The organism is Pseudoalteromonas sp. BZB3, from assembly GCF_040104455.1.
Classification (GTDB): Bacteria; Pseudomonadota; Gammaproteobacteria; order Enterobacterales; family Alteromonadaceae; genus Pseudoalteromonas.
The window spans coordinates 253,166-278,106 of record NZ_JBECOS010000002.1 but is presented as its reverse complement, the minus strand read 5'-3'; the positions used below and the strand labels follow the sequence as shown (position 1 = coordinate 278,106).

Here is a 24,941-nt window from a genome sequence, read left to right as displayed (position 1 = left end):
CCCGTCCGCCGCTCGTCATCTTCTAGCAAGCTAGAAATGTTACCGCTCGACTTGCATGTGTTAGGCCTGCCGCCAGCGTTCAATCTGAGCCATGATCAAACTCTTCAATTAAAAGTTTTTTGAATCCGAAGATTCGTGCTCAATGAATTCTGTATAAATTGACTATATAGTCACTCATAAGAAATTGAGACTCTAAATTTTTTTGCTCCTGAATCAAGAGCTGTTAGAACTCAATTTGTACGAGTGCCCACACAGATGATTGCTTCATATTTTTAAAGAACAGTGTAACTCGATGAGTTACCGCAGCCTTGCTGCGAAGTGGAGCGCCATAATAACGACTTCACTTTTTATGTCAACACTTAATTTCAATCTTTTTCTTCAGAGAAAGTTTTAAGATTAAGTTTTATTTGACTCGACATCGTTTTGATTTGCTTTTCAGCGTCTCGCCCCGTGTCAGTGGGGTCGCATTATAGGGAGAGCAGAAAATTACGCAACCCCTTTTTTAAAGAAAAATGCAAAAAACTAACTGTTCGCGTGTATTTTAAACGAAACGCCCATTTTTGATACTTTGACGCTGTAATTTTGGTCACTTCTGAGTGTTAATTGCTATTTTTAAGCAATGGTAAATTGCTCACTTTGACTCTACACTAATTACAAAGCATAAATATCATCTCAATGAACTCGGGGCTCTACACAAATGATAAGAAGTTATAAAGGGATCTATCCTAAATTAGAAAAATCCGTCTATGTTGATGAATCTGCCGTTTTGGTCGGTGATATCACCATGGGTGAAGATAGTAGCGTTTGGCCTTTAGTTGCAGCGCGAGGAGATGTTAACTATATACAGATCGGTGAGCGCACTAATATACAAGATGGTAGCGTACTTCATCTAACGCGCAAAAGCGCCAACAACCCCGAAGGCTACCCGCTTATTATAGGTGATGATGTGACAGTCGGCCATAAAGTAATGCTACATGGGTGTAAGCTTGGTAACCGTATATTAGTAGGCATGGGTGCTATTGTGATGGACAATGCGATTGTCGAAGATGATGTCATCATTGCTGGCGGTGCATTAGTACCACCTAATAAGAAACTTGAATCAGGCTATTTATATGTAGGTAGCCCGGTGAAACAAGCTCGCCCGTTAACTGACTCAGAATTAGCCTTCTTGAAAATATCGGCGCTCAATTATGTTGAGTTAAAAGATGATTACTTAGCAGAGTCAGACTCGGCTAAGTAATACTTCCCCTTCTGCTGAGTAGCTTTCTTCTTCGATAAGCGCCTCAGCTTGCATTTCATAATCAAATTGATGCTCTGTAAAGTGTGCTAGCGCTGTCGCCTCTTCTCCTTCAAATGCAACACAGCAACGAATGATTAAACCAGAATTCATCGCTGTGAACTCTATTCTTTGCTGAGTCGCATTAAAACTCGCATCATCATTAAATAAGATTGCTTGATTCATGTTAGCCCTTAGCAAATGTATTTATTACCGGTGTTAATTCAGGCATATCACCTTGCCAAAGATAATATGCTTCTGCAGCCTGCCCTATTAGCATACCAATTCCATCTACTAACTTGATATTGGAGTTAATAGACTCGACCCATTTCAAGAAGCTAGTTTGCTCATTGCTATAAAACATATCGTAGGCAAGGTGACATTGTGTAAAAGCAGCCTCCGATATATTTGGAAGTTCTCCAGTAACACTCGATGATGTCGAGTTAATCACCACTTGATAAGTCGAATCGGACACCTCGTCTAAGCCAACCCCTTTCACATGACCATAAGCAGAAAACTGCTCGGCTAATATCTCAGCTTTCTCTTTGGTGCGATTCGCAATGGTGATGTCTTTCACCCCTGCTTGCAGTAAAGGATAAATACACCCTCTTGCTGCGCCACCCGCACCAATAAGTAATACAGATGCGCCATCTAGTTTGCATTCATTTCGAATTAAGTCAGCCACTAACCCAGCGCCATCGGTATTATCACCGAGTAACCGACCATCATCTAACTTCTTAATTGTATTCACAGCGCCCGCTAACTGTGCCCTTTCAGTGAGTTCATCCACCAGCTCAAACGCGCGCTCTTTAAAAGGCAAAGTGACATTAGCACCTTTACCTGCTTGGTTTATAAAAAAGTCTTGTGTGAATGCTTCAAATGCATCTAATGGCGCTAGCAAAGCTTGATAATCTATTTGTGATGAAAACTGCTCTGCAAATTGCCTATGGATCTGAGGCGATTTAGAATGCTTTATCGGATTACCAAATACCGCGAATTTACCCATTAAATAAGCCCAGTGAATAGTTTATGAAGCAGCTAATTAAACGCATCTTCAACAAAGATGCAAGTAAAGAACAAGAGAGTAATATGCACGAGACCCCTACAGTAGAAAAATCACCTTATGAAATTTTAGGTGGTGAGGACGGTGTAAAAGCCTTAGCGGATCGATTTTACGATGTAATGGCAGAAGAAGAATACGCGAAACCACTATATGACATGCACCCACAACCTTTAGATAGAATTCGCTTAGTCTTTTTCGAATTTCTATCTGGCTGGTTAGGAGGCCCTGACCTATTTGTTGAGAAATACGGGCACCCTATGCTGCGAAAACGCCATATGCCTTTTTCGATAGATAAAGACTTAAGAGATCAATGGATGTTTTGCATGAATAAAGCACTCGAAATTGAAGTGGATAACCCTCTATTGAGAGTGGGACTAAGAAAATCTTTCGAGCAATTAGCCACACATATGATAAATAAGGACTAAAATATTAATCAATTGTTAAATTAGCTGTGGCTCATTTGCGCTGAATCAATCCCCTTATCTCTAGAAGCTGCATAATGTAATAACATATAAGTGAGATTGAATGATTACTGTGAAATCGATACAACATAAAATTTATGCACTTTTAGCGATAACGGGCGTACTTGTACTCATTGCCAGTATTTGGAGTAGCTCAGATCAGCAACAAAAACTTGCTCAAGAGACCGTCGCAGAGAATATCAAGTTATTAGCCGATAACTACTTTGATTCCATTAATACCATGATGCTGACCGGCACGATGGCGAATCGTGAGATACTCAGTGAAAAACTACGCGCTCACCCTAGCATCGAAGATGCTCACATCATTCGAGCAGAGTTAATCAACAAACTTTACGGTCCAGGCAACCCCAATCAAGCACCAACCAGTGATGCTGAGCGTGATGCACTAAAAGGTAAAGAAACTTTAGTCATCGAACAACGCGATGATATGCGTGTGATGACATTTCTTAGACCGATGATCGCCAGCAGTGACTATAAAGGCACAAACTGTTTAGGTTGCCACATGGCTAAAGAAGGCGATGTATTAGGGGTTGTTCGTATAAGTTACTCATTAAAAGACATTGATAACACAGTGATCAGCAATACTTGGTTAAGCACTGGATTACTGTCGGCCATTTTTATCTCGGCGTTTGTCATTTTAGGCATGCTATTTAGAAAGCTATTTATTGTACGCCTGAAAACTCTTGGTCGCACTATGCGCCTTGCTACACAGAATAAAGATTTAAGTCTGCGTATTGATGATGATATTGACGATGAGCTTGGGCGTTTAGCGACGAACTTCAATAAAATGATGACCGCGTTTAAAGAAAATATGGCACAAGTCTCCCATTCTTCTCATGTGCTCATTCGCTCGGCAGAGAGTATTTACAACTCAGCAGATACAACAGAGCAAGCGATCTTAGCGCAAAAGCAAGGCACAGATTCAGTTGCGGCTGCGATTAATGAGTTAGAGAGCTCATCAAGCGAAGTTAAGAACACCACACACTTTGCCTCAGAAAAATCTGATTCAAGTAACCATCTAGCAGAAGAAAGTATGGCCGTTGCAGAGCACACCGAAGCAAGTATTAATCAACTTGCGCAAGATGTTCGCCAAGCAGCTGAGCAAGTTAGTCAATTACAAAATCAAACCCTTGAAGTGGGTAAAGTACTTGAAGTGATCAGTAGCATTGCCGAGCAAACTAACCTGCTAGCACTTAACGCCGCAATCGAAGCAGCGCGCGCTGGTGAAGCGGGTCGAGGCTTTGCAGTGGTTGCCGATGAAGTAAGAACACTGGCAACTCGTACTCATGACTCTACTGATGAAATAAAGCGCACCATCGAAAAGCTTCAAAGCGAAGCTGCGCAAACCGTTCAGGCGATGAGTGCATCTTGTGAAGAAGCAGACGATAGAGCCCTGCAAGTGAAAAAAGTCGCACAGGCACTAAAAGATATTTCCAATCAGATGCATGAGATTAATGACTTAAACGTACAGATCGCCGATGCCACAGAGCAGCAAAACTTGGCGGCAGAAGAAATTAATCACAGTGTTATTGGTATTCGTGATAACGCGGAAGAGTCTTTAAAAGATGCACACCGCAGTAAACAAGTCAGTGAAGAACTCCTGACATTAGCGCGCTCTTTGGATGAGCAAGTGCGCAGCTTCAAAGTCGATTAATAATAACTTTCTTTATACAAAAACGGCGCTCAATTGAGCGCCATTTTTTAGTCTGCTATTTAAGCCCTGAAGTTAAAGACTTAACCAGTCTCTTGGCTTTAAGTAAGATTCATATAAATTGGCTTCTAATGAGCCGGCTTCTGGTGTGAAGTCATATTCCCAACGCGCCAATGGTGGCATCGACATTAAAATTGACTCAGTACGACCACCGGTTTGTAAGCCAAACAAGGTACCACGGTCCCACACTAGGTTAAATTCAACATAGCGACCACGACGATAAAGCTGGAATTGACGCTGTGCATCATTGGTCGGTGTGTCTTTACGTTTTTCAATGATTGGTAAGTAGGCATCTAAGAAACCATTGCCCACTGCTTGCATAAAGTCGAAGCTCTTCTCAAACCCCCACTCATTTAAATCATCAAAGAATAGACCACCTACGCCGCGGGTTTCACCACGGTGTTTTAAATAAAAATATTCGTCACACCACTTTTTATAGTCGTTATAAACAGTATCACCAAATGGTTCACATAAGTCTTTTGCAACTTGGTGCCAATGTTTAACGTCCTCTAATACTGGATAGAAAGGTGTTAAGTCAAAACCACCACCAAACCACCAAATGGGTGCTTCGCCTTCTTTTTCAGCAATGAAGAAGCGTACATTGGCATGACTCGTTGGGATATGTGGGTTTTTAGGATGAATAACCAAAGACACACCACAGGCATGGAAGCTGCGACCCGCTAATTCCGGGCGATGTGCAGTTGCCGAAGCAGGCATTGACGCACCAAATACGTGTGAGAAGTTAACACCGCCCTGCTCGATTACGTCACCATCGCGAATAACACGGGTACGACCACCACCGCCTTCCGCTCTTTCCCACGCATCTTCAACAAATTTCGCTTTACCATCAGCTTGCTCTAGGCCTGCACAAATTGTGTCTTGTAATTGTAATAAGAAGGCTTTGACTGTTTCTAAATTTACTTTTGACATGCTTACTCTCTAATTAGCTGTGTGGTAAAGGCACCTTTAATTTGACTTGGTTTAGTCTCACCACCAAGTGGCCCTTCAACATAAAAGTCGATTTGATCGTTAAATACTGCTTTTACTTTGTCTAGTGTTGCTTCTGGTTGTTGCCCTGCAATGTTTGCACTGGTCGACACCAGCGGCTTGCCAAACTGCTGACAGAGCTGCTTCACCACCGGGTGTGCACTAACACGTACCGCGATTGTCGAATGAGTACCGGTTAACCACTTAGGGGTTGAAGATTTGGCAGGCAGAGCCCAAGTAATGGCAGCTGGCCACGAAGAAAAAATCTCAGCGCGTTTATCCATAGGGATTTTGTTTTCATCAACATAAGGTAAAAGCTGAGCAAAATTATCGGCAATTAAAATTAGCCCTTTCTCTTCTGCTCTTTGCTTTAACGCCAAAATACGGTGCACAGCACTGTGATTATCAGGGTCACAACCAAGACCATGCACAGCTTCTGTTGGATAACAAATTACGCCACCAGCACGCAATACAGTTGCAGCTGTATCCTTGCTGGTTTGTTGTTCATAACTCACTATGATTTCTCTACTTTGTGTTGGCAGGATTTCTGCGGGCATTGTAACACAGCTTTATCACCACGAGATTTCTCAACCATCACCCCCCAACCACATTGCGGGCAAGTTTCGTCGACTGGGTGTTGATTTAAACTGTACTTACAACTTGGGTAGGCATCACATGAGTAAAATTGTTTACCGAATTTATTGTTACGAACAACGAGCTTACCCTTTTTGCACTTAGGGCAGTTTGGTAAACCTTCTTCTTCGGGCTCGTCTTCATGCACAATAAAATGGCAGGCAGGGTATCCGGTGCACCCAATAAACATACCGTAGCGACCGTTACGAATAACTAATGGTTCACCGCACTCAGGGCAAGGAGAATCGTCGAGTACTTTGATGTCGTGATTATCATGCTGGGCGAGAGAACGAATATAGTCACACTTAGGGTAGCTGGCGCAGCCTAAGAAAGGCCCATTCTTGCTGTGCTTCATCACCAGCTCAGAGCCACATTTAGGACAAATTTCATATTCCTTTTCTAATGCATGTTTATCAGCATTAAATAAAGAATGATCAATCTTACTCATACATGCCACCCACTTAGCTCAGTTTGAATTGCGCCTAATATAACCGTGCTAAAGTTAGGGTCAAGTATTGTGCATCAATAAAAGTACGTCTAGTGCAAGTACTCCGTGGGCTCATCGAAGATCAGATCTTCCATTTGCGCATAGGCTTGCTCTTTACCTGGCACATTAAAGAGCACCATTAGGATCACCCACTTTAAATCGTCTAGACTGATCTCAGCCTTTTCAAGGGCCATTAAACGGTCGATGACCATTTCACGTGTTGTGCTATCAATCACACCAACTTGCTCAACAAACATTAAAAAGCCACGACTTTCAACATCCAGAAGTTGGCACTCTTCTTCGGTATAAATACGAATGGCTTTATCAGCCGTCGCATTTAAGTAAGGAATTTCATCGCTATGTTGTAAATCTGCTAATTGCTCCAGCCAATCCAAGGCTTTGTAAATCTCATCTTGATTAAAACCAGCACGTAATAGCTCGTCAGTTAATTCGTTTTGTTCAACAAAAATATCCGATTCAGAGTGGATATAGTTCTCAAATAAGTACATTAAAATATCAAACATGATTAACCCCTCGCTAATTTTATGTAGCCTTCCGCAGTGCGGGCGACTTTATCTTCGAGTTCGAGATCCAGCAGTCGTGCTAATACTTTCTCTACTGGCCATTGAGTCCTATGGGTTATGACATCGACACTGGCCGCTTCAAAACCAAGACTCTTTAATACTGGGCAATTCTCCTTACTGTCTTCTATTGGGATATTTTCTACCCTTTCTATATTATATAGACCGTTATTTGGCAAAAAGCTCACATCTTCTAAAATATCGGCCACGCTTTCTACTAACTTTGCCCCTTGTTTTATCAAGTGATGACAACCAGCTGCCAGCGGATTTCTGATAGAGCCGGGTATCGCAAACACTTCTCTATTTTGCTCAAGCGCATACTTTGCTGTGACTAAAGAGCCGCTTTTTATCTCTGCTTCAACAATTAAAGTGCCTAGCGACAGTCCCGAAATAATCCTGTTTCGCCTTGGGAAATGATGTTGATTTGCCACAGTACCCGGCAAAAACTCACTAATAACGAGCCCTTGTTCAGCCAATTGCTGATATAAATAGTTATGTCGCTTTGGATAGACCACATCGACACCTGTTCCTAATACTGCAATGGTATTACCGTTTCCAGCGAGCGCCCCTTTATGCGCAGCCCCATCAATGCCCATAGCCATGCCTGAGGTGACCGTTATACCTGAACGCGTTAATTGATAGGCAAATTCAGAGGCACACTCCAACCCAGGCGGTGTTGCGTTACGACTTCCCACAATGGCAATTTGCGGCTCATTGAGTAACTCAATTTTACCTTTACAGAAAAGTATTAAAGGCGCATGACAGGCTTGCTTAAGTAATTTTGGATAAGCTTGATGCTCGGTATGAATAATTTGAATATTTTGTTGTTCACAAAATTTCTGGAGCTGCTCTATACGCTTTAAATCGGGGTTGGTTATTTGCTCTGCGATGGTGGGTTTAATGCCGAGCGCTATGAGTTCATCATGGGGTAAATCGAATAACTCAACAAGATCTATTTTGCTTTCTATGGCTGAGAGCGTTGCACTGCCCAGCCCTTTGGTTAAATACAGTATCAGTCCTTGTAACTGCGAAAGTGTTGCCATACTCCCTCCTTAGAGTATCTTGTCATTTATAAGCTTTCGCTTAATTGGCGCTAATGGTATCTCCCACTCTGATTGGTTGTTGAGAGCGAGTCACCATCGCATAGCTAATGTTGTCGTAAACTTTAAATACCATCAGCTCACCGACTTTTTCTTTTGGCATAGTCCACACAACACTGTCTTCGTCGTTTTCAGTACCAAACATTTCTCTAAAGCCAGTGATAAACTTTTCTAGCTTATTAGCGTCTTCAATGTAGCGCGGGCCATGTTTACCCTCAATAACTGTAGGTGACTGTTTGTTAATATCAAGAATATGACCTTCTTTAAGGTTGTCGTCACGGCCACGATTCAATACCACAATGGCAGTAGAACCAAATTCTCGCATCTGGTTATCGCTTGAAATAATTGAGCCATCGATGGCTTCGGTAGGACGCGTCATATTAAATTGCGCCGAAAAGCTTTGATCTACATTAATCGGCATCAGTACATCATTGGTTTTGATTTCTTGGCGAACCGTTTCAATCTCAACTTTTGCCGGATGACCCGCTTCAATATCACCACCAAATAATACTCGAGCCGTCCCCACTAAACGCGACTCATACGCTAAGGTGTCACCATTCTCAGGATCTATGTAAGCCTCACCACGACGGTAAATACCATAGTTTGCAGATGGATTAAGATTACCCTTTACATACAACAACTGACCTTGGGTATTGCGAAGTACGTTACGATTTGACCCCAGTACAATTGGTTTGCCATCTAGGTCATCAGCACCAATAGCTTGGTCGAAGCGCAAAAACGGCTCTATCATGGCTAGAGGTAGTGTCGGAATAGCGGTGTTTTTTTGAACCACAACACGTGTATGAGGAGAAAGCTTCTTCACTCCTTTCTTTAACACCAAACGCGGGTTGCCTTGGGCATCATATTGCAGCGCCAAAACATCACCGGGATAGATTAAATCAGGGTCGTCAATTTGCGGGTTCCATTGCCACAATTCAGGCCAACGCCAAGGCGTGTTTAGATACATGGTCGAAATGTCCCACAAGGTGTCGCCTTTTTTCACCACATATTGTTGTGGCGCATCGGCTTTTAACTTTAAAACATCAGCCATGGCCGAAAATTGAGCGCCAACAGAGAGCATTAACGCAGCAATGGAATATTTCATCAAAGCTTCCTTGAGTTATTTTTCGATATTATCAACCAAAACCTGTAAAAGGGAAACGTGAATGGCTAAAATGAAAGCATACACGAATGCATATATAGCTCAATAGTAAAAGGTAACCATGGCTAAGTTAGAAGTATTAAGATTCCCAGATGAGCGTTTACGCACAGTTGCAGAGCCTGTAGCTGAAGTAAACGACGAGATCCGTCAAATCGTTAAAGATATGCTTGAAACCATGTACGACGAAAATGGCATTGGTTTAGCTGCTACTCAAGTTGATATTCACAAGCGTATTGTGGTGATCGACGTATCAGAAGAAGGCAATGAGCCACTGGTATTAATCAACCCAGAGATCATCGCGAAAGACGGCTCTACTATCAGTGAAGAGGGCTGCTTATCAGTGCCTCAGTCATACGCAAAAGTTGACCGCGCAGAGCAAGTCACAGTTAAAGCACTAAATGAGAACGGTGAAGAGTATACATATGAAGCAGATGGCCTACTGGCGATTTGTACTCAGCACGAACTTGATCACCTAATGGGTAAATTATTTATTGATTACCTATCGCCACTTAAGCGCCAGCGTATTCGCAAGAAGCTTGAAAAAGAAGCTCGCTTAGCGGCTCGTTCTTAATTTAACCTGACAACATTGGAATATTCTGTGACTCAACCATTACGTATTGTTTTCGCTGGTACGCCTGATTTTGCTGCGCGCCACCTTCAAGCACTTATCGATTCAGAGCACCAAGTTGTTGGTGTGTATAGCCAACCAGACCGCCCTGCGGGCCGCGGTAAAAAACTCAAAGCCAGCGAGGTAAAAACCTTAGCGCTTGAGCATGATTTACCCGTTTATCAGCCTGAATCATTTAAAAGTGAAGAAGCACAGCAAGAGTTAGCCAGCCTAAATGCCGATGTAATGGTTGTTGTTGCTTATGGTCTATTGTTACCGAAAGTGGTGTTAGATACTCCTCGCCTTGGTTGTGTTAACGTGCATGGCTCTATTCTGCCACGCTGGCGTGGTGCCGCACCAATTCAGCGTGCACTGTGGGCGGGTGATGCCGAAACTGGCGTAACCATTATGCAGATGGATGAAGGTCTAGATACAGGCGATATGCTGCATATTGCGACTTGCCCAATTACCGCAGAAGATACCAGCGCGAGCCTTTATACCAAGCTTGCCGAGCTTGGGCCACCTGCGCTCATTGAAACGCTAAACAGCATGGCTGCAGGCACTGCAGTTGCAGAGCCTCAAGGTGATAACCTTGCTAACTATGCCAAGAAGCTCAGTAAAGAAGAAGCTGATATTGACTGGCAAATGGATGCTGAACAACTAGAGCGTAACATCCGTGCATTTAATCCTTGGCCAGTATGTTTTACCCAAATGCAAAAAAACACCGTGAAAATTTGGAAAGCTGATGTTGTTGAACAAAGTGGCGAAGCGGGTACCGTATTACATGCCGACAAACAAGGTATCGTGATCGCATGTGGTGAAAATGCCCTTCGTATCACGCAACTGCAGCCGCAAGGTAAAAAACCAATGTCTGCACAGGACTTCTTAAACGGTCGTGCTGAGTGGGTTGCCGCTGGTAATAAGGTAGGTCAATAATGACCAATGTGCGCGCCCTTGCGGCGCAAACCCTATTTCAGGTTGTCGATAAAGGCCAATCGCTGAATACTCAGCTTCCGCTTGCTGCAAAAAACTTATCACCAAAAGACAAAGCGCTATTACAACAAATTTGTTATGGCGTTTTACGCTACTTACCAAGTTTAGAAAATTACTGCCAGCAACTGCTAGAAAAGCCGCTTAAAGGTAAAAACCGCGTTTTCCAATTTTTACTTTATGTAGGTATTTATCAGTTACAGCATATGCGTGTGCCTGAGCATGCTGCCGTTGCCGAAACAGTAAATGCATTGATGCAAATGCGCGCCGGTGGTCTTAAAGGTTTGGTCAATGCAGTACTACGTAACTTCCAACGCCAGCAAGATACCTTAGAAGAAAGCAGCCAAGGTAATGATGTTTTAACATTCAATCACCCGGGCTGGTTTATTAAAGCAGTTAAAGAAGCCTACCCTGAACAGTGGCAAGATATTCTTGAGCAGAACCAATTACAAGCGCCTATGTGGCTGCGTGTTAACCAGCACATGGGCAGCACAGAAGAATACTTAGAGGCACTTGATGAAGCGGGTATACGCGCCGAGCACTATCCTGAATATCAAGACGCCATCATCTTAGATAAAGCCTGTGATGTGGCCAAGCTACCTGGCTTTAAACAAGGTGCGAGTTCGGTGCAAGATGCTGCAGCCCAGCTCGCAGCACGTTTACTTGAACCACAAGATAACGAGCGTATATTAGATGCGTGTGCAGCGCCTGGCGGTAAAACCTGTCATATTTTAGAGCTTGCCAAGGCAAACGTTGATGCACTAGATGCTGACAGTGATCGCTTACTTCGAGTTGAGCAAAATCTTGATCGTATTGGCCTTGAAGCAAATTGTATTCATGCCGATGCGAGTCAGCCAGATACCTGGTGGGACGGTCAGCAATACGATCGCATCTTGCTCGATGTGCCCTGTTCAGCCACAGGTGTAATTCGTCGCCACCCTGATATCAAGTGGCTTCGTAGAAAAACTGACATTGACGATCTTGCCGAGCTGCAAGGCCAGATCCTGAAAAACATTTGGCCACTGTTAAAGTCTGGTGGTACGTTACTGTATGCAACTTGCTCAGTACTACCAAAAGAAAACAAGCAGCAAGTCGCACAGTTTTTAGCTGACAATAGCGACGCCATTCACCAGCCTCTTCATGAGAGTGACACACCTGAAGCACCTGGCTTACAGTTGTTACCTGGTTTAACCGATGGCTTTTATTACGCAAAAATAATTAAAAAGTAATTAATCACACTATGAAGATCATCATTTTAGGCGCCGGACAAGTTGGCGGCACCCTAGCAGAAAACCTTGTGGGTGAACAAAACGAAATCACCGTGGTTGATATCGATGGCGATCGTTTACGAGAGCTTCAAGATAAATATGACTTGCAAGGGGTTGCGGGTCACAGCGCACACCCTGATGTTCTTCGCCAAGCGGGTGCCGAAGATGCCGATATGATCATCGCGGTGACCAGTTCGGATGAAGTCAACATGGTTGCGTGTCAGGTCGCCTACAGTATCTTCAACACACCAACAAAGATTGCTCGGATCCGCTCTGAGCAATATTTGAAGTATCGTGAGAAGTTATTCCATAACGACGACTTACCCGTAGACCACTATATTGCGCCAGAGCAGTTGGTAACCAAATATATTCGTCGCTTGATTGATTATCCTGGCGCATTACAAGTACTGCAGTTTGGTAATGGCATGCTGTCACTGGTTGCTGTAAAAGCATATTACGGTGGTCTGCTAGTGGGCTATGCGCTGTCTGCACTGAAAGAGCATATTCCAAACGTTGATACTCGCGTTGCGGCGATTTACCGCCAAGGTAAAGCCATTAAGCCTCTGGGTACGACGGTTATTGAAGCTGATGATGAAATCTTTTTCCTTGCCGCAACCAAACACATTCGTGCGGTAATGAATGAGCTACAAAAGCTCGAGCAATCTTATAAAAAGATCATGATTGCCGGTGGTGGTAATATCGGTGCGGGTCTTGCGCGCTCGCTTGAGAAAAACCACAGCGTGAAACTGATCGAACGTAATCAAGCGCGGGCCACAGAGCTTTCAGAAATGCTCGACAATACCGTAGTGTTCTGTGGTGACGCTTCAGATCAAGAACTGCTTTCTGAAGAGCATATTGAACAAGTTGACGTGTTCATCGCGGTTACCAATGATGATGAAGCCAATATTATGGCTGCCATGTTGGCAAAGCGTATGGGCGCACAGAAAACCATGGTACTGATCCAGCGTGGTGCTTATGTTGACTTGGTCCAAGGTGGTGAGATTGATATTGCTATCTCGCCTCAACAAGCAACCATATCTGCACTACTCACCCATGTTCGTCGCGGTGATATCGTCAATGTATATTCATTACGTAAAGGGGCCGCTGAAGCCATAGAAGCGGTTGCGCATGGTGATGAAAATACCTCAAAAGTAGTTGGCCGTGCTATCAGCGATATTAAGCTACCTGTCGGTACTACCATTGGTGCCATTGTGCGTAATGATGAAGTGCTGATTGCCCATGATGACACTGTGATCATGTCTGGCGACCATGTCATCATGTTCTTAATAGATAAAAAGCAAATTGGTGTAGTCGAAAAGCTATTCCAAGTAAGCGCGCTATTCGTTTAGATTCAGCCTATGACGTTATTCTTTTTGATCGGCTTGTAACACTGACAGGTCGATCAAATACTCTTTCATTATAGCTTCCATAAAAGTCTGATCGTTCCTCAATTTTATTCCCAGCATGACCAGACCTTCTTTTTGTTTCACTCTGCAAATCTCACCATTGAGCTTAAATTGCTGGTTTTGTTTACCCTCAAGTAAAATCTCACAGTCTTGTTCTTTTAAATCTGAATTCGGGCAGACATCATCACTGTGCAAATCAAATTGAAGGCCAGACAAAGAAATATCCTTTATCACGCCAACCTCTGAGTGATCACTGGTATTAAATACTGCTGGGATTAAAGTCGGAATACGGACCTGCTCACGGAGCTGATAACTTTGCACAGCACGAGGAAGAAATAAAAAGATAAGCTTAGTTGGGTGTGTTGTTACCGCTTTAATCATACTTTTGAAAGCAATGATTTGCCCATCACCTTGATCGAGTACAGCGCGCACCACGACGTATGTGCCCTCTTTGACATAATCAAGTGCTGCACCTAAACGCTGTGTAGACGGGCAATTCAAAATGATATATTGCCCAGACATATAACCGACAAATTCCGTTTTTAAGCGTTTTGAGCCTGCTGGCATGATCACTTCAATATCTACCGTGCTCCCTGTTGGCAACTGAGAAATGATAGATACATCTACACTGGTTTGCGACTTTAACATCTTTGACCTTTTACAACTTGCAGTCAGTACAAGTGTCCCTTTTATTTTTGTTATTCCTGTTTATATCGGCCATCTAGCGAAGACTTTAATCTGCTGACCTAAATTTTCATTAAGCCTTAAGACTAGCTTAACCTCGCCAAAATGTCGGCGTAAATAACACCAGTAGCGTGAATATTTCTAAACGGCCAAATACCATGGCTAACGTTAAGATCCATTTAGCTGAATCGGTAATGTCGCCATAATGCGCAGCCACATCGCCTAACCCCGGGCCTAAGTTATTTAAACACGCAGCGGTCGCTGAAAATGCGGTGATGTTGTCCATACCCGTACCTAACAAGGCAATCATGATGATCACGAACACTAGGGCATAAGCTGAGAAAAATCCCCATACCGCTTCAACGACTTTATCAGGCAGTGCTTTGCGACCTAGTTTAATAGAGTAAATAGCACGCGGGTGAACCAAGCGATTTAGCTCACGCACACCTTGAAGATACAGCAAGAACACACGTACTACCTTCATGCCACCACCAGTCGAACCCGCACACCCACCAATAAAACTAGAGAAGATAAGTAAGATAGGTAAAAACAGAGGCCAAGCCGAGAAATTATCTGTCGCAAACCCAGCAGTTGTACTGATAGAAACTGCTTGGAACAAAGCCTGATCTAGGGTTTCATCTCCGTCGGCATACACTTGATTTGACGATAAAACAGCAAAGCAAATGACGACCAAAGCAAGCTGAATGAATAAGAATACTTTGAATTCTGGATCGCGTAAGTACACACGCACATTTCGACTCGACACCGCCGCATAATGCAATGAGAAGTTCACCGCAGCAATGATCAAAAACACCACACAAATGAGGTTAATCAAAGGGCTGTCAAAGTAACCCATGGATGCGTCATACGTCGAGAAACCGCCAATCGCAATCGTCGAGAAGGCATGACATAACGCATCGAAAAAGTTCATGCCCGCCAACCAATATGCCAAAGTACAGGCTAACGTTAACGCCACATAAATATACCAAAGGTGCTTAGCAGTATCGGCGATCCGCGGTGTCATTTTCGAGTCTTTCACAGGCCCCGGCGTTTCTGCACGATATAACTGCATGCCACCGACACCTAGCATTGGCAAGACCGCAACCGCTAGTACGATGATACCCATGCCTCCTAACCACTGCAGTTGCTGACGGTAAAACAATACCGACTTAGGCAAGGTTTCAATGCCCGTTAAAACGGTTGCACCGGTTGTGGTTAAGCCTGAAAACGCTTCAAATACAGAATCTGCCAAGGAGAGGTTGGGTGTTTGTAAGAAGATAAGCGGTAAGGACGCGAAAGACCCTAGTACCAGCCAAAATAACACCACTATCAAGAAGCCTTCTCGGGCTTTCAAATCTCCTTTTTGATGGCGGTTAGGATAATACGCCAACATACCCATAATAATACTGAACACAAATGCCAATACGAATGGTACACCCCCACCATCTTTATAAATCAGCGAAACCAGTGCAGGCGGCACCATTGTGATACTAAATAAGGCCACCAGCTGGCCAAGAATTTTTATTATGGTACGAAATTGCATGCTGCGTTACGCTTCAAAAATAAGAATGACAGAGTGTTATTACTTGATTGTCTTACTCTTTACAGACTAACTCAACCACTCCATGGGTTAAATCAAAAATTTCTTGCTGTGCTTGTTCAACTTGTCGACTATCAATGCTGACTTGCCAATTCACCGCTGAGTCATAGCTTTTATCCAGCTGCAAAATAGTGAAATGAGTATTTAGATACTGCTCGATAATTCCCTGCAGCGCATAATCAGAGCGCCCTATCAGCTCAGTTGCAGGCACTTTCAATGTGGTTTTTAGTACCTCTAGGGCATTGTTTAGCGTGCCGCCATAAGCACGCACTAAACCGCCCGTGCCAAGCTTAATGCCGCCAAAATAACGGGTTGTTACTGCTGTTATTTCACCAAGTCCAGAGCCAATAAGCACATTCAACATAGGTTTACCCGCAGTGCCATTGGGTTCGCCATCATCTGAGAAACCATAAACATGACTGCCCCCAGGCGCACCCGCCACATGAGCCCAACAGTTATGTCTGGCATCAGGGTAGTCATCGTTGATCTTCTGAATAAAAGCTTTCGCAGACTCGATAGTTGGCGTATGCGCAATATGCACTAAAAAAGTGCTCTTCTTAATTTCTTCGTGATGACTGATGGATTCGCTCGGAATATAGAATTCTGACATAAAGTTGGGGGTCCAGTATTTATACCAATCCTTAATAATACTTAATCATTTTGAGAGATTAAAGCTGCCGCTAACCGCGTTAAAAATTTCTTATTTAGAATAACTAAATAGCAAAATTTTCGCCTTGCCTACATGGAAGTAAGTACCTCAGCGATAGCAGGACGCGTGAGCGGCGTTAACGACAAGCTTTCCTAGCCTCAAAATAGACCACTTAATTAAGAGGATTTGTATTAGAAACGGGAAGCAACTGCTTCCCGTTAGTGTAACGAATTTCGTTTCAATGCGTCGACTTAGTTAGTCTAAGTCTAAATCACGCGTCATATTTTCTAGACGATCTTCATGCACAATGATGTTGTCTTCGATGCGAATACCACCATATGGCTTGAATGCGTCAACCTTTTCCCAATTAATGTATTGGTTGTTATCCGTCTTCGCTAAATCACCGAGAAGAGAATCAATGAAGTATAAACCTGGCTCGATAGTGAACACTTGGTTTGCTTCGATCTTACGTGTGCAACGTAAGAATGGATGGCCTTCAGGTGGCGCTTGGTGCGTACCCGCTTCATCAGCCATGAAACCACCCATGTCATGCACTTGCAGACCTAAATGGTGACCTAAACCATGTGGGAAGAATGTTGAAGTAATGCCTTTAGCCACAATATCATCAGCCGCAAGGTTTACGATCTTAAAATCAGCCAAAGTTTGTGCAATACGCTGGTGGCACTCTATATGTAAATCACCATATAGTTTGCCCGGCTGTAAACCTTTACCTAACTCAATTTGGTGATCGTTCAGAACTTTAATTAGCTCAGCAAATTCACCCTTTCTTTCAAAATCATAAGTACGGGTAATATCAGACGCGTAACCGTTAAAGTTTGCGCCTGCATCAATTAAGAAAGATAAATGTTTCGCAGGTACTTTGCGGTCAAAGTGTGTGTAGTGCAAAATTGCACAGTTTTCATTAAGCGCCACAATGTTGCCGTATGGCGTGTCATTTTCCATATGCTGCGTAGCGTTTAGGTATGCTTGTTGAATCGCAAACTCTGAGCCACCCGCATAAAACGTATCACGTGCAGCTTTATGGCCTAACACAGCTAGACGGTTTGCTTCACGTAGACAAGTTAATTCATATTGCGTTTTGTAAGCACGGTGGAAGTGCAAGTAGTTCATTACCGGCTCAGGGTTTACATTGGTAAAACCTAATGCCTGTGCCACTTCTAAGTACTCACCAATGTAAGCAAACTTTTCTTTATCGTATGGCAGATACTTTTCTACCTGATCAGGCTGTAATAATAACTGGATATCAAAATATTCAGCCCAGAAGTCACTCGGCTCATCAGGCACTTTATGCCAGAAATCGACCGGACGATAAAAAATGAGTTTAGGCTTATCTTCGCCGTTTACCACAATCCAACAATGTGGATTATCGATCACAGGTAACCAAGCTTTAAACTGAGGGTTCACCTTAAACGGATAATACATGTCATCTAAAAACTGGCGCTTTGCTTGTCCAGAGTGGATCACTAAGCCATCTAAGCCTTCTCGCTCAATAATGGTTTTGGTGCGCTGCTGCAATGTTGCAATATGCTCAGCGTATAAATGTGCTAATTGTTCCATGGTGTACCCATTTCGTTTAGTTTTTCATTTTGCCAGTCTAGCATAAGGCCAGAAATGCAATCCAGCCAACACGCTGGATTGCCAGCTTCACTTACTTTTCTATTTTCATATCCAAGATTGGGGCCAATATATTGCCCTCTCGACCCAACTTAGTGTGATAAACCTGACGATATGCCATCACATTTTTCACATAGTTTCGGGTTTCTTTAAATGGAATGAGCTCTATCCATAATTCAGCTGGCATACCTTGCTCGGGTAACCAACGCTTAATTCGATGATACCCCGCGTTATAAGAAGCCGTAGCTAAAATCTCATTACCACCATTCTTTTTCTTTAAATACTCTAAGTAATCTGTACCTAAACGAATATTAGTGGCCGGCTTATAAAGCTGACGCTTAGAGACTTTTTGCTTGCTAACGTATCGAGCCGTACTCGGCAATAATTGCATTAAGCCATGAGCATTAGCATGAGACACGGCGTCTGGCGCAAACGAGCTCTCTCTGCGTGAAATAGCAATACTCCAAGCCATATCAACATGATTACGCTTACTGTAACGCGTGAATAACTCCTCAAAAGCCATCGGGAATCGTAGGTCGACATAATTCCACGCTTTAATCTCAGCTAAAGTTCGGATAGCACTGTCATACCACTCAAGATCTGCAGCGAGTACCGATGCAGCAAGCTTCTCGGCATGACTTGAAGTGTTGGTGAGGTAATTCCACTCTCTGCGTGCAGAAGTAAAACGGTCAAGCTCATAAAGGGCTTTCGCTCTTAAAAAGCCCGGCGCCTGAGACACCTTATCAATAATAGGTTGTGGTACATCGAGGGTTTGATTATTCAACGACACCGGCATATTTAAACGTGCCGCAGCTAAAAAGCCATAATAATCACGCTTTAACGCCAGAGGCTGCCATAACTGTTGTGCTTTTTCAGGCTCACCACGCTGATTATAACTATAAGCAAGCCAGTATTGCTGGCCATTACTTAAGTTCTTCATCCCCGTAAAAAAAGCCACAATCCCTGCCCAATCTTGCTCTTTGAGCATGTTGGCCATCATCCACTGGCGCAGTTTAGTATCTTGTAGCTCTTCTGGTACTTTGTTTAGCCAAAAGCGTGCATCATCATGCCCTTTTGATGCCAAAGCCAATGCAAAGCGATACGCCACTGCATCTTTTTGCGCTTGGCTGAATGTAAACATACCTTGCAGCTTATCCCATGCTCTCAGCGCCAGCTTTTGATCTCGCCAAATAAGACGTTTAACACCATAAACCGCGATTTCAGCCTCTTTACTTGAGCGCTTCTTATACCGATATAAGCCTGCAGAGGCACTTGGGTCACGCCTGACTGCTTTATATAAATCAGCTAAATATGCTTCTTTTTTATGGAGCAACGTTTTTAAATAAGGCAACAGCGCAACCTGCCCGCCCTGCGCCGCTTTAGTGATTCGCTGCCACACCAAAGCTTGTGTCATACGCCCGTCTTTTCGCCATACTCTAAATAACTTATCGCACGCTTTAGGCTGAGATTTGCCGACCGTCCAAAGTGCATCAACTTGATCAAGCAATTGCGCTTTCGGTGCGCCTAAATCAATCTGATACTGTAAATAGCGGCATTGTAACTCAGCATTGCTGGTGGGCTGGTAATACTCAACAAAGAGCGCTTTTTTTCCACGACGCTGTAAATACTCAAGCCAGCTCTTGCGCACCGGCCACTCTAACGGCGTGTTATCATAGACACTTAAATAATGGCTGATGTCTTGCTGAAATTTGAGGCGAGGGTAACGTTTATAAAACGCCAGTTCAGCATACGGTTTGAGCGGGTGTTCTAAGTCGTTGATCACCGCTTTAAACGCTTTGTAGTTACCTGAACGTGCAACTTTTTCTGCATCTTTAAATGCTTGATGATCATTGCTCGCAGAAGAAAACCAGCTAAATGCGCCAAGGCTGGTAGCGGCAATGGTCATGATCCAAGATTTCATAATGACCTTTACACTTTAAATTTTAAATTAATGAATGAGATAAGTATTAATGCATTCATCTTGCCTAAGCTTGGCTATCTCTAAGATGAATAAATGTACTCAAGGGCATTGGTTCTACGCACAAATAACACACCAATAAAAAACACAAACCAAGTTTGTACATCGACCGTTATCAAGACCAAACGCCATCAGGGTAAAAATGACTTGAGCATGGTGTCACTCAACCACCTTAGCAGCTCAACTGCAAATTTTTAAGGCAGGCGTAAACCTCTGGTAAATTTTTCATTGCAATTTTAATTTAAAGGGTCCAAACTGAGTAAATTAACAACTCATCGTACCAGTGTAATAACACGGGAGAACAAGCATGTTATACAAGAGCGAGTCCTTTGTAGTTGATTTTTACAAAGGCAATATCGCTGAGTTTAAGTTCTGTATGCCAGGTTCGGTAAACAAACTCTCTCAGCAAACCTTACAAGAATGTGGCAAAGCATTTGCCGAACTTAGCCAACGCGATGATATCGCGGCGATGGTTTTCACCAGTGACAAAGACCATTTCATCATCGGCGCCGACATTTTTGAATTCTTACCGACTTTCCAACGCCCAGAAGAAGAACTAGTTGGTTGGATCAAGTCAGCAACAGATATTTTCGATGCCATCGAAGACCTACCGTTCCCAACTGCCTCTGCTATTGATGGCCTTGCACTTGGCGGTGGGTGTGAATGGTTACTTGCTACGGATTACCGTATCGCAAGTCAAAACGCAAAAATTGGCCTACCAGAAGTTAAATTAGGGATCATGCCTGGTTTCGGTGGTACGGTTCGCTTACCACGTATTATCGGTGCTGATAATGCCATGACGTGGATCACCACAGGTAAAGAAAACCGTGCAGCAGACGCATTGAAAGTCGGTGCTGTAGACGGTGTGGTTGCAAAAGAAAAATTAGTTGAAGCAGCAGTAAAAACTCTTGAGCAAGCTGTTGCTGGCAAACTTGATTGGCGTGCAAAACGTCAGCTAAAACTTGACCCATTGAAACTAAACCGCGTTGAGCAAGGCATGAGCTTCGCAATGGCTGAAGGCCTGGTGATGGGTAAAACCAAAGGTCACTACCCTGCACCTGTGATGGCAGTAAGAACAATTAAAGCCGCTGCAAATGCAACACGCGATGAAGCCATGGCAATTGAAAATGCCAACTTCGCAAAGCTGGCTAAAACAGCAGAAGCAGCCGCGCAAACAGGTATCTTCTTAGCTGACCAATACATTAAAGGTGTTGCCAAGAAACAAGCCAAACAATCTTCCACTGAGATCAAACAAGCCGCAGTACTAGGTGCAGGTATCATGGGTGGCGGTATCGCTTACCAATCTGCTTACAAAGGCACGCCGATTGTCATGAAAGACATCAACCAAGCGGCCCTTGATCTAGGCATGAATGAAGCAGCAACGCTACTTGGTAAAAAAGTAGAACGCGGTCACATGAAACTAGACAAAATGGTCGGCACGCTAGGTAAGATCAAGCCTACACTGAATGATGCTGATTTAGCTGGCTCTGATATTGTGGTTGAAGCGGTAGTTGAGCACCCACAAGTTAAGAAAACGGTACTTGCAGGTCTTGAAAAGCAATTACCTGAAGGCACTATTTTAACCTCGAACACATCAACAATCCGCATTGATGAACTGGCTGAAGCACTAGAAAAACCAGAGCACTTCTGTGGTATGCACTTCTTCAACCCAGTGCCAAAAATGCCGCTTGTTGAGATCATCCGTGGTGAAAAGACCTCAGATGAAACAGTTGCAGCCGTGGTTGATTACGCACTAAAACTTGGCAAGTCACCTATCGTGGTAAACGACTGCCCGGGTTTCTTCGTTAACCGTGTACTTTTCCCTTACTTTGCAGGTTTCAGCAAACTCGTTGTTGAAGGCGCTGACTTTACTAAAGTAGATAAAGTCATGGAAAACGTATTTGGTTGGCCTATGGGTCCGGCATATCTACTAGATGTTGTCGGTATCGATACAGCAAACCATTGTACGGGTGTGATGGCCGATGGCTTCCCTACTCGTATGGCTCGCCAAGATAAAGATCCGGTAGCGGTTCTTGCAAATGCTGAGCGTTTTGGTCAAAAGAACCAAAAAGGTTTCTACCAATATGCACCAGATCGTCGCGGTCGCCTTAAGAAGAGCAAAGACGCTGACGCAGTTGCACTACTAAGTAGCATTTGTGATGCGGCAACTGAGTTTGATAAACAAACCATCATTGAGCGTTGTATGGTGCCAATGATCAACGAAGTTCTACTTTGCCTGCAAGAAGGCATTGTCGCTTCTCCACAAGAAGCAGATATGGCACTTATCTATGGTATTGGTTTCCCTCCATTCAGAGGCGGTGCATTCCGTTACCTAGATCAAATTGGCCTAGCTAACTTTGTTGCTATGGCTGACAAGTACGCACATCTAGGTGAAATTTACCAAGTATCAGAACAGACGCGTCAATGGGCGACTGAAGGTAAAGTATTCTATGCCGTGGAGGGCCAATAACATGACTATGCAAAATGCAGTAATCGTTGATTGTCTTCGTACGCCAATGGGTCGCTCTAAAAATGGTGTATTCAAACACTGTCGCGCAGAAGACTTAAGTGCACACCTTATGAAAGGTATTCTTGAGCGTAACCCACAAGTTGATCCTGCAAGCATCGACGACATCTATTGGGGTTGTGTTCAACAAACGCTTGAGCAAGGTTTTAACGTGGCGCGAAATGCGGCACTACTTGCTGGTATTCCTCACACAGTGCCAGCGGTTACCGTTAACCGTTTGTGTGGCTCATCAATGCAGGCACTGCATGATGCAGCACGCGCAATCATGACAGGTGCTGGTGACACTTACCTTATCGGTGGTGTTGAGCACATGGGTCATGTACCTATGACACACGGTGTTGATTTCCACCCTGGCTTGTCGACTTCTGTTGCACAAGCTGCTGGCTCAATGGGTTTAACCGCTGAGTACCTTGCAACGATTCATGGTATCAGCCGTGAGCAACAAGATGCGTTCGCAGTACGTTCACACCAACGTGCACATGCTGCGACCGTTGAAGGTCGTTTCGCTCGTGAGATTTTACCAACTGAAGGTCATGATGATGACGGTGTTCCGGTATTAGTAGAAAACGACGAAGTAATTCGTCCAGAGACAACACTTGAAGGCTTATCGCAACTTCGCCCTGTGTTTAACCCTGCTTCAGGCACGGTAACTGCGGGAACTTCATCAGCACTATCAGATGGTGCATCTGTGATGCTCGTAATGAGCGAAGAGAAAGCCAAAGCTCTAGGTTTACCTATTCGTGCCCGTGTTAAGTCAATGGCGGTTGCAGGCTGCGATCCATCAATCATGGGTTACGGTCCGGTTCCTGCGAGTAAGAAAGCACTTAAGCAAGCAGGTATCACGATTGATGATATCGATGTAGCTGAGCTTAACGAAGCATTTGCTGCACAGTCTCTACCTGTATTAAAAGATCTTGGTCTACTTGAAGTGGCAGACGAGAAAGTGAATCTAAATGGTGGTGCGATTGCCCTAGGTCACCCACTTGGTTGTTCGGGTTCACGTATCAGTACGTCACTAATCCACTTGATGGAAGACAAAGGTGCAAAATATGGTTTAGCCACCATGTGCATTGGTTTAGGCCAAGGCATCGCAACGGTGTTTGAGCGCGTAGAATAAGCCCATAACAGCTCACTTGCTGAGTGAGCTGTTACAACGCTTGCGCTCATTTCTCTTGTCGAGAAATTATTCAAAACGCAAAACTCAACTTGGTGAACCAGTATTTCAGTCATGAATGCTGGTACAAAGGCAAAGTGTGAAAACGCTTTGCCTTTTTTCGTTATAGGTGTGAAGCTTAAATTAGTCGCTTGCAATGGTTTATTTGTCATCGCGCAGTGGGTAAAATATTCGCCCTATTTTTAGCTTGTTTAAGAGAGTCACCATGCCATTTTCTAATCCCGATCATACATTAGATGCAATCGGTCTTCGTTGTCCTGAGCCTGTGATGATGGTGCGTGGTGCAGTGAGAAAAATGTCTGATGGTGAAACGTTATTAATTATCGCCGATGACCCATCAACCACTCGTGACATTCCAAGCTTCTGCGAATTTATGGACCATACACTGGTTGCCAAAGAAGTTGAACAAGCCCCTTTCCGTTACCTAGTAAAAAAGGGCAAATAAGCCCTTTTTTGTAAAGCATTTGTTCGCTTTAACTTATCCTTTGCTCACCATGACCATAGGCGATGCTGAATTTCTATAATCAAAGGTAATGGTGTACCAGCCCTTTTTACTCGGTGCAAAACTAAAGTAGTTATATACCGTGTCACAGTTCGCTGGTATTGGTTTATTTAATTGCAGTGAACCTGACGACTGATAACCACAGTTGAAACCTTTACTCCAAGACTCATCAGCAATTTTAAATTCATACACTTTGCCCGGCGTCATAAACTTTGCGCGTACCGTGTAAATACCCGGTTGTTGTGCGCCCAGTTTATAGTGAGGCTCTGCATCCCATAAGGTGAAGTCACCACGCAGATACATATCTCTATCGAGAGGTTTTACATTCGGCTGAATAGTTTCTTGGTCTGGAACATATACCTGACTCGAACACGCAGAAAGTAATAAAGCCATTAACGCTGCGGATAGTTTTTTCATACTTTTAATTTCCTCTCAGCCA

Annotated in this window: 24 protein-coding genes and 1 rRNA gene; 10 read left to right on the top strand and 15 right to left on the bottom strand. The window is 43.7% G+C overall.

Features of this window, described 5'->3' with window-relative positions; translation table 11 throughout:
* A 16S ribosomal RNA gene (locus ABMY35_RS03365) occupies nt 1-111 on the bottom strand; the annotation flags it as partial.
* Nucleotides 112-697: 586 nt separating this feature from the next.
* On the opposite strand from ABMY35_RS03365, the gene ABMY35_RS03360 reads away from it, so the two are divergent.
* Entirely contained in the window at nt 698-1,240 is a 543-nt protein-coding gene (locus ABMY35_RS03360) for a gamma carbonic anhydrase family protein (RefSeq protein ID WP_349285011.1), read from the top strand.
* Here ABMY35_RS03360 and ABMY35_RS03355 read toward each other — a convergent pair.
* A complete protein-coding gene (locus ABMY35_RS03355) occupies nt 1,223-1,462 on the bottom strand; it encodes a DUF1488 family protein (protein ID WP_349285010.1) in 240 nt (79 codons plus the stop codon). The genes ABMY35_RS03360 and ABMY35_RS03355 overlap by 18 nt on opposite strands.
* Before the next feature lies 1 nt (nt 1,463).
* On the bottom strand, nt 1,464-2,282 hold the full coding sequence (gene aroE, locus ABMY35_RS03350) for a shikimate dehydrogenase (protein WP_349285009.1): 819 nt from the start codon (nt 2,280-2,282) through the stop codon (nt 1,464-1,466).
* A 23-nt stretch (nt 2,283-2,305) separates the two neighbouring features.
* Here aroE and ABMY35_RS03345 point away from each other — a divergent pair, with 23 nt between their 5' ends.
* The gene (locus ABMY35_RS03345; RefSeq protein ID WP_349285008.1) at nt 2,306-2,764 is read left to right on the top strand and encodes a group II truncated hemoglobin; all 459 of its coding nucleotides are present in this window, start codon (nt 2,306-2,308) and stop codon (nt 2,762-2,764) included.
* A 100-nt stretch (nt 2,765-2,864) separates the two neighbouring features.
* The gene (locus ABMY35_RS03340; RefSeq protein WP_349285007.1) at nt 2,865-4,475 is read left to right on the top strand and encodes a methyl-accepting chemotaxis protein; all 1,611 of its coding nucleotides are present in this window, start codon (nt 2,865-2,867) and stop codon (nt 4,473-4,475) included.
* A gap of 72 nt (nt 4,476-4,547) precedes the next feature.
* Here ABMY35_RS03340 and hemF read toward each other — a convergent pair whose 3' ends face one another.
* The 6 genes from hemF to ABMY35_RS03310 form a co-directional block, all read right to left on the bottom strand.
* On the bottom strand, nt 4,548-5,462 hold the full coding sequence (hemF, locus tag ABMY35_RS03335) for an oxygen-dependent coproporphyrinogen oxidase (protein ID WP_138568627.1): 915 nt from the start codon (nt 5,460-5,462) through the stop codon (nt 4,548-4,550).
* Between the two features lie 2 nt (nt 5,463-5,464).
* On the bottom strand, nt 5,465-6,076 hold the full coding sequence (locus ABMY35_RS03330; RefSeq protein WP_349285006.1) for a Sua5/YciO/YrdC/YwlC family protein: 612 nt from the start codon (nt 6,074-6,076) through the stop codon (nt 5,465-5,467).
* Complete coding sequence (locus ABMY35_RS03325; RefSeq protein WP_138561436.1) at nt 6,034-6,600, bottom strand: topoisomerase DNA-binding C4 zinc finger domain-containing protein; 567 nt, start codon at nt 6,598-6,600, stop codon at nt 6,034-6,036. Before ABMY35_RS03325 ends, ABMY35_RS03330 begins: the two co-directional genes overlap by 43 nt.
* A gap of 89 nt (nt 6,601-6,689) precedes the next feature.
* Nucleotides 6,690-7,163 carry a DUF494 family protein gene (locus ABMY35_RS03320; protein ID WP_058028302.1) on the bottom strand — a complete coding sequence of 158 codons (474 nt, stop codon included), beginning with the start codon at nt 7,161-7,163 and terminating at the stop codon, nt 6,690-6,692.
* A gap of 2 nt (nt 7,164-7,165) precedes the next feature.
* Nucleotides 7,166-8,263 (bottom strand): DNA-processing protein DprA, encoded by a 1,098-nt coding sequence (gene dprA, locus ABMY35_RS03315; protein WP_349285005.1) that lies wholly within the window; start codon nt 8,261-8,263, stop codon nt 7,166-7,168.
* 40 nt (nt 8,264-8,303) lie between these two features.
* On the bottom strand, nt 8,304-9,425 hold the full coding sequence (locus ABMY35_RS03310) for a LysM domain-containing protein (protein ID WP_349285004.1): 1,122 nt from the start codon (nt 9,423-9,425) through the stop codon (nt 8,304-8,306).
* A 118-nt stretch (nt 9,426-9,543) separates the two neighbouring features.
* Here ABMY35_RS03310 and def point away from each other — a divergent pair, with 118 nt between their 5' ends.
* Genes def through trkA form a run of 4 tightly spaced genes read left to right on the top strand, consistent with a single transcriptional unit; the run spans nt 9,544 to nt 13,696 of the window.
* The gene (def, locus tag ABMY35_RS03305; protein ID WP_138483195.1) at nt 9,544-10,053 is read left to right on the top strand and encodes a peptide deformylase; all 510 of its coding nucleotides are present in this window, start codon (nt 9,544-9,546) and stop codon (nt 10,051-10,053) included.
* 27 nt (nt 10,054-10,080) lie between these two features.
* Nucleotides 10,081-11,025 carry a methionyl-tRNA formyltransferase gene (fmt, locus tag ABMY35_RS03300; protein WP_349285003.1) on the top strand — a complete coding sequence of 315 codons (945 nt, stop codon included), beginning with the start codon at nt 10,081-10,083 and terminating at the stop codon, nt 11,023-11,025.
* A complete protein-coding gene (rsmB, locus tag ABMY35_RS03295; protein ID WP_138561444.1) occupies nt 11,025-12,308 on the top strand; it encodes a 16S rRNA (cytosine(967)-C(5))-methyltransferase RsmB in 1,284 nt (427 codons plus the stop codon). The genes fmt and rsmB overlap by 1 nt, the downstream gene beginning before the upstream one ends.
* Before the next feature lie 11 nt (nt 12,309-12,319).
* Nucleotides 12,320-13,696 (top strand): Trk system potassium transporter TrkA, encoded by a 1,377-nt coding sequence (gene trkA, locus ABMY35_RS03290; RefSeq protein WP_349285002.1) that lies wholly within the window; start codon nt 12,320-12,322, stop codon nt 13,694-13,696.
* Between the two features lie 15 nt (nt 13,697-13,711).
* Here the strand turns inward: trkA and ABMY35_RS03285 are convergent, their stop codons facing one another.
* From ABMY35_RS03285 to ABMY35_RS03265, 5 genes are all read right to left on the bottom strand, one after another.
* A complete protein-coding gene (locus tag ABMY35_RS03285; protein ID WP_349285001.1) occupies nt 13,712-14,401 on the bottom strand; it encodes a flagellar brake protein in 690 nt (229 codons plus the stop codon).
* A 127-nt stretch (nt 14,402-14,528) separates the two neighbouring features.
* Nucleotides 14,529-15,980 carry a TrkH family potassium uptake protein gene (locus ABMY35_RS03280; RefSeq protein ID WP_058028291.1) on the bottom strand — a complete coding sequence of 484 codons (1,452 nt, stop codon included), beginning with the start codon at nt 15,978-15,980 and terminating at the stop codon, nt 14,529-14,531.
* Nucleotides 15,981-16,032: 52 nt separating this feature from the next.
* The gene (locus ABMY35_RS03275; RefSeq protein ID WP_130254926.1) at nt 16,033-16,647 is read right to left on the bottom strand and encodes a YigZ family protein; all 615 of its coding nucleotides are present in this window, start codon (nt 16,645-16,647) and stop codon (nt 16,033-16,035) included.
* A 294-nt stretch (nt 16,648-16,941) separates the two neighbouring features.
* Nucleotides 16,942-18,264 (bottom strand): Xaa-Pro dipeptidase, encoded by a 1,323-nt coding sequence (pepQ, locus tag ABMY35_RS03270; RefSeq protein WP_349285000.1) that lies wholly within the window; start codon nt 18,262-18,264, stop codon nt 16,942-16,944.
* Between the two features lie 91 nt (nt 18,265-18,355).
* Nucleotides 18,356-20,242, bottom strand: a complete 1,887-nt coding sequence (locus ABMY35_RS03265) for a transglycosylase SLT domain-containing protein (RefSeq protein WP_349284999.1) — start codon at nt 20,240-20,242, stop codon at nt 18,356-18,358.
* A gap of 364 nt (nt 20,243-20,606) precedes the next feature.
* Here ABMY35_RS03265 and fadB point away from each other — a divergent pair, with 364 nt between their 5' ends.
* From fadB to tusA, 3 genes are all read left to right on the top strand, one after another.
* Nucleotides 20,607-22,769 carry a fatty acid oxidation complex subunit alpha FadB gene (gene fadB / locus ABMY35_RS03260; protein ID WP_349284998.1) on the top strand — a complete coding sequence of 721 codons (2,163 nt, stop codon included), beginning with the start codon at nt 20,607-20,609 and terminating at the stop codon, nt 22,767-22,769.
* Between the two features lie 7 nt (nt 22,770-22,776).
* Nucleotides 22,777-23,943 carry an acetyl-CoA C-acyltransferase FadA gene (fadA, locus tag ABMY35_RS03255; protein WP_349285014.1) on the top strand — a complete coding sequence of 389 codons (1,167 nt, stop codon included), beginning with the start codon at nt 22,777-22,779 and terminating at the stop codon, nt 23,941-23,943.
* A gap of 262 nt (nt 23,944-24,205) precedes the next feature.
* Nucleotides 24,206-24,445, top strand: a complete 240-nt coding sequence (tusA, locus tag ABMY35_RS03250) for a sulfurtransferase TusA (RefSeq protein ID WP_058028286.1) — start codon at nt 24,206-24,208, stop codon at nt 24,443-24,445.
* A 33-nt stretch (nt 24,446-24,478) separates the two neighbouring features.
* On the opposite strand, the gene ABMY35_RS03245 is transcribed toward tusA, so the two are convergent.
* Nucleotides 24,479-24,919: a hypothetical protein gene (locus tag ABMY35_RS03245; protein ID WP_349284997.1), complete on the bottom strand. Its 441-nt coding sequence runs from the start codon at nt 24,917-24,919 to the stop codon at nt 24,479-24,481.
* Nucleotides 24,920-24,941 lie beyond the last annotated feature (22 nt).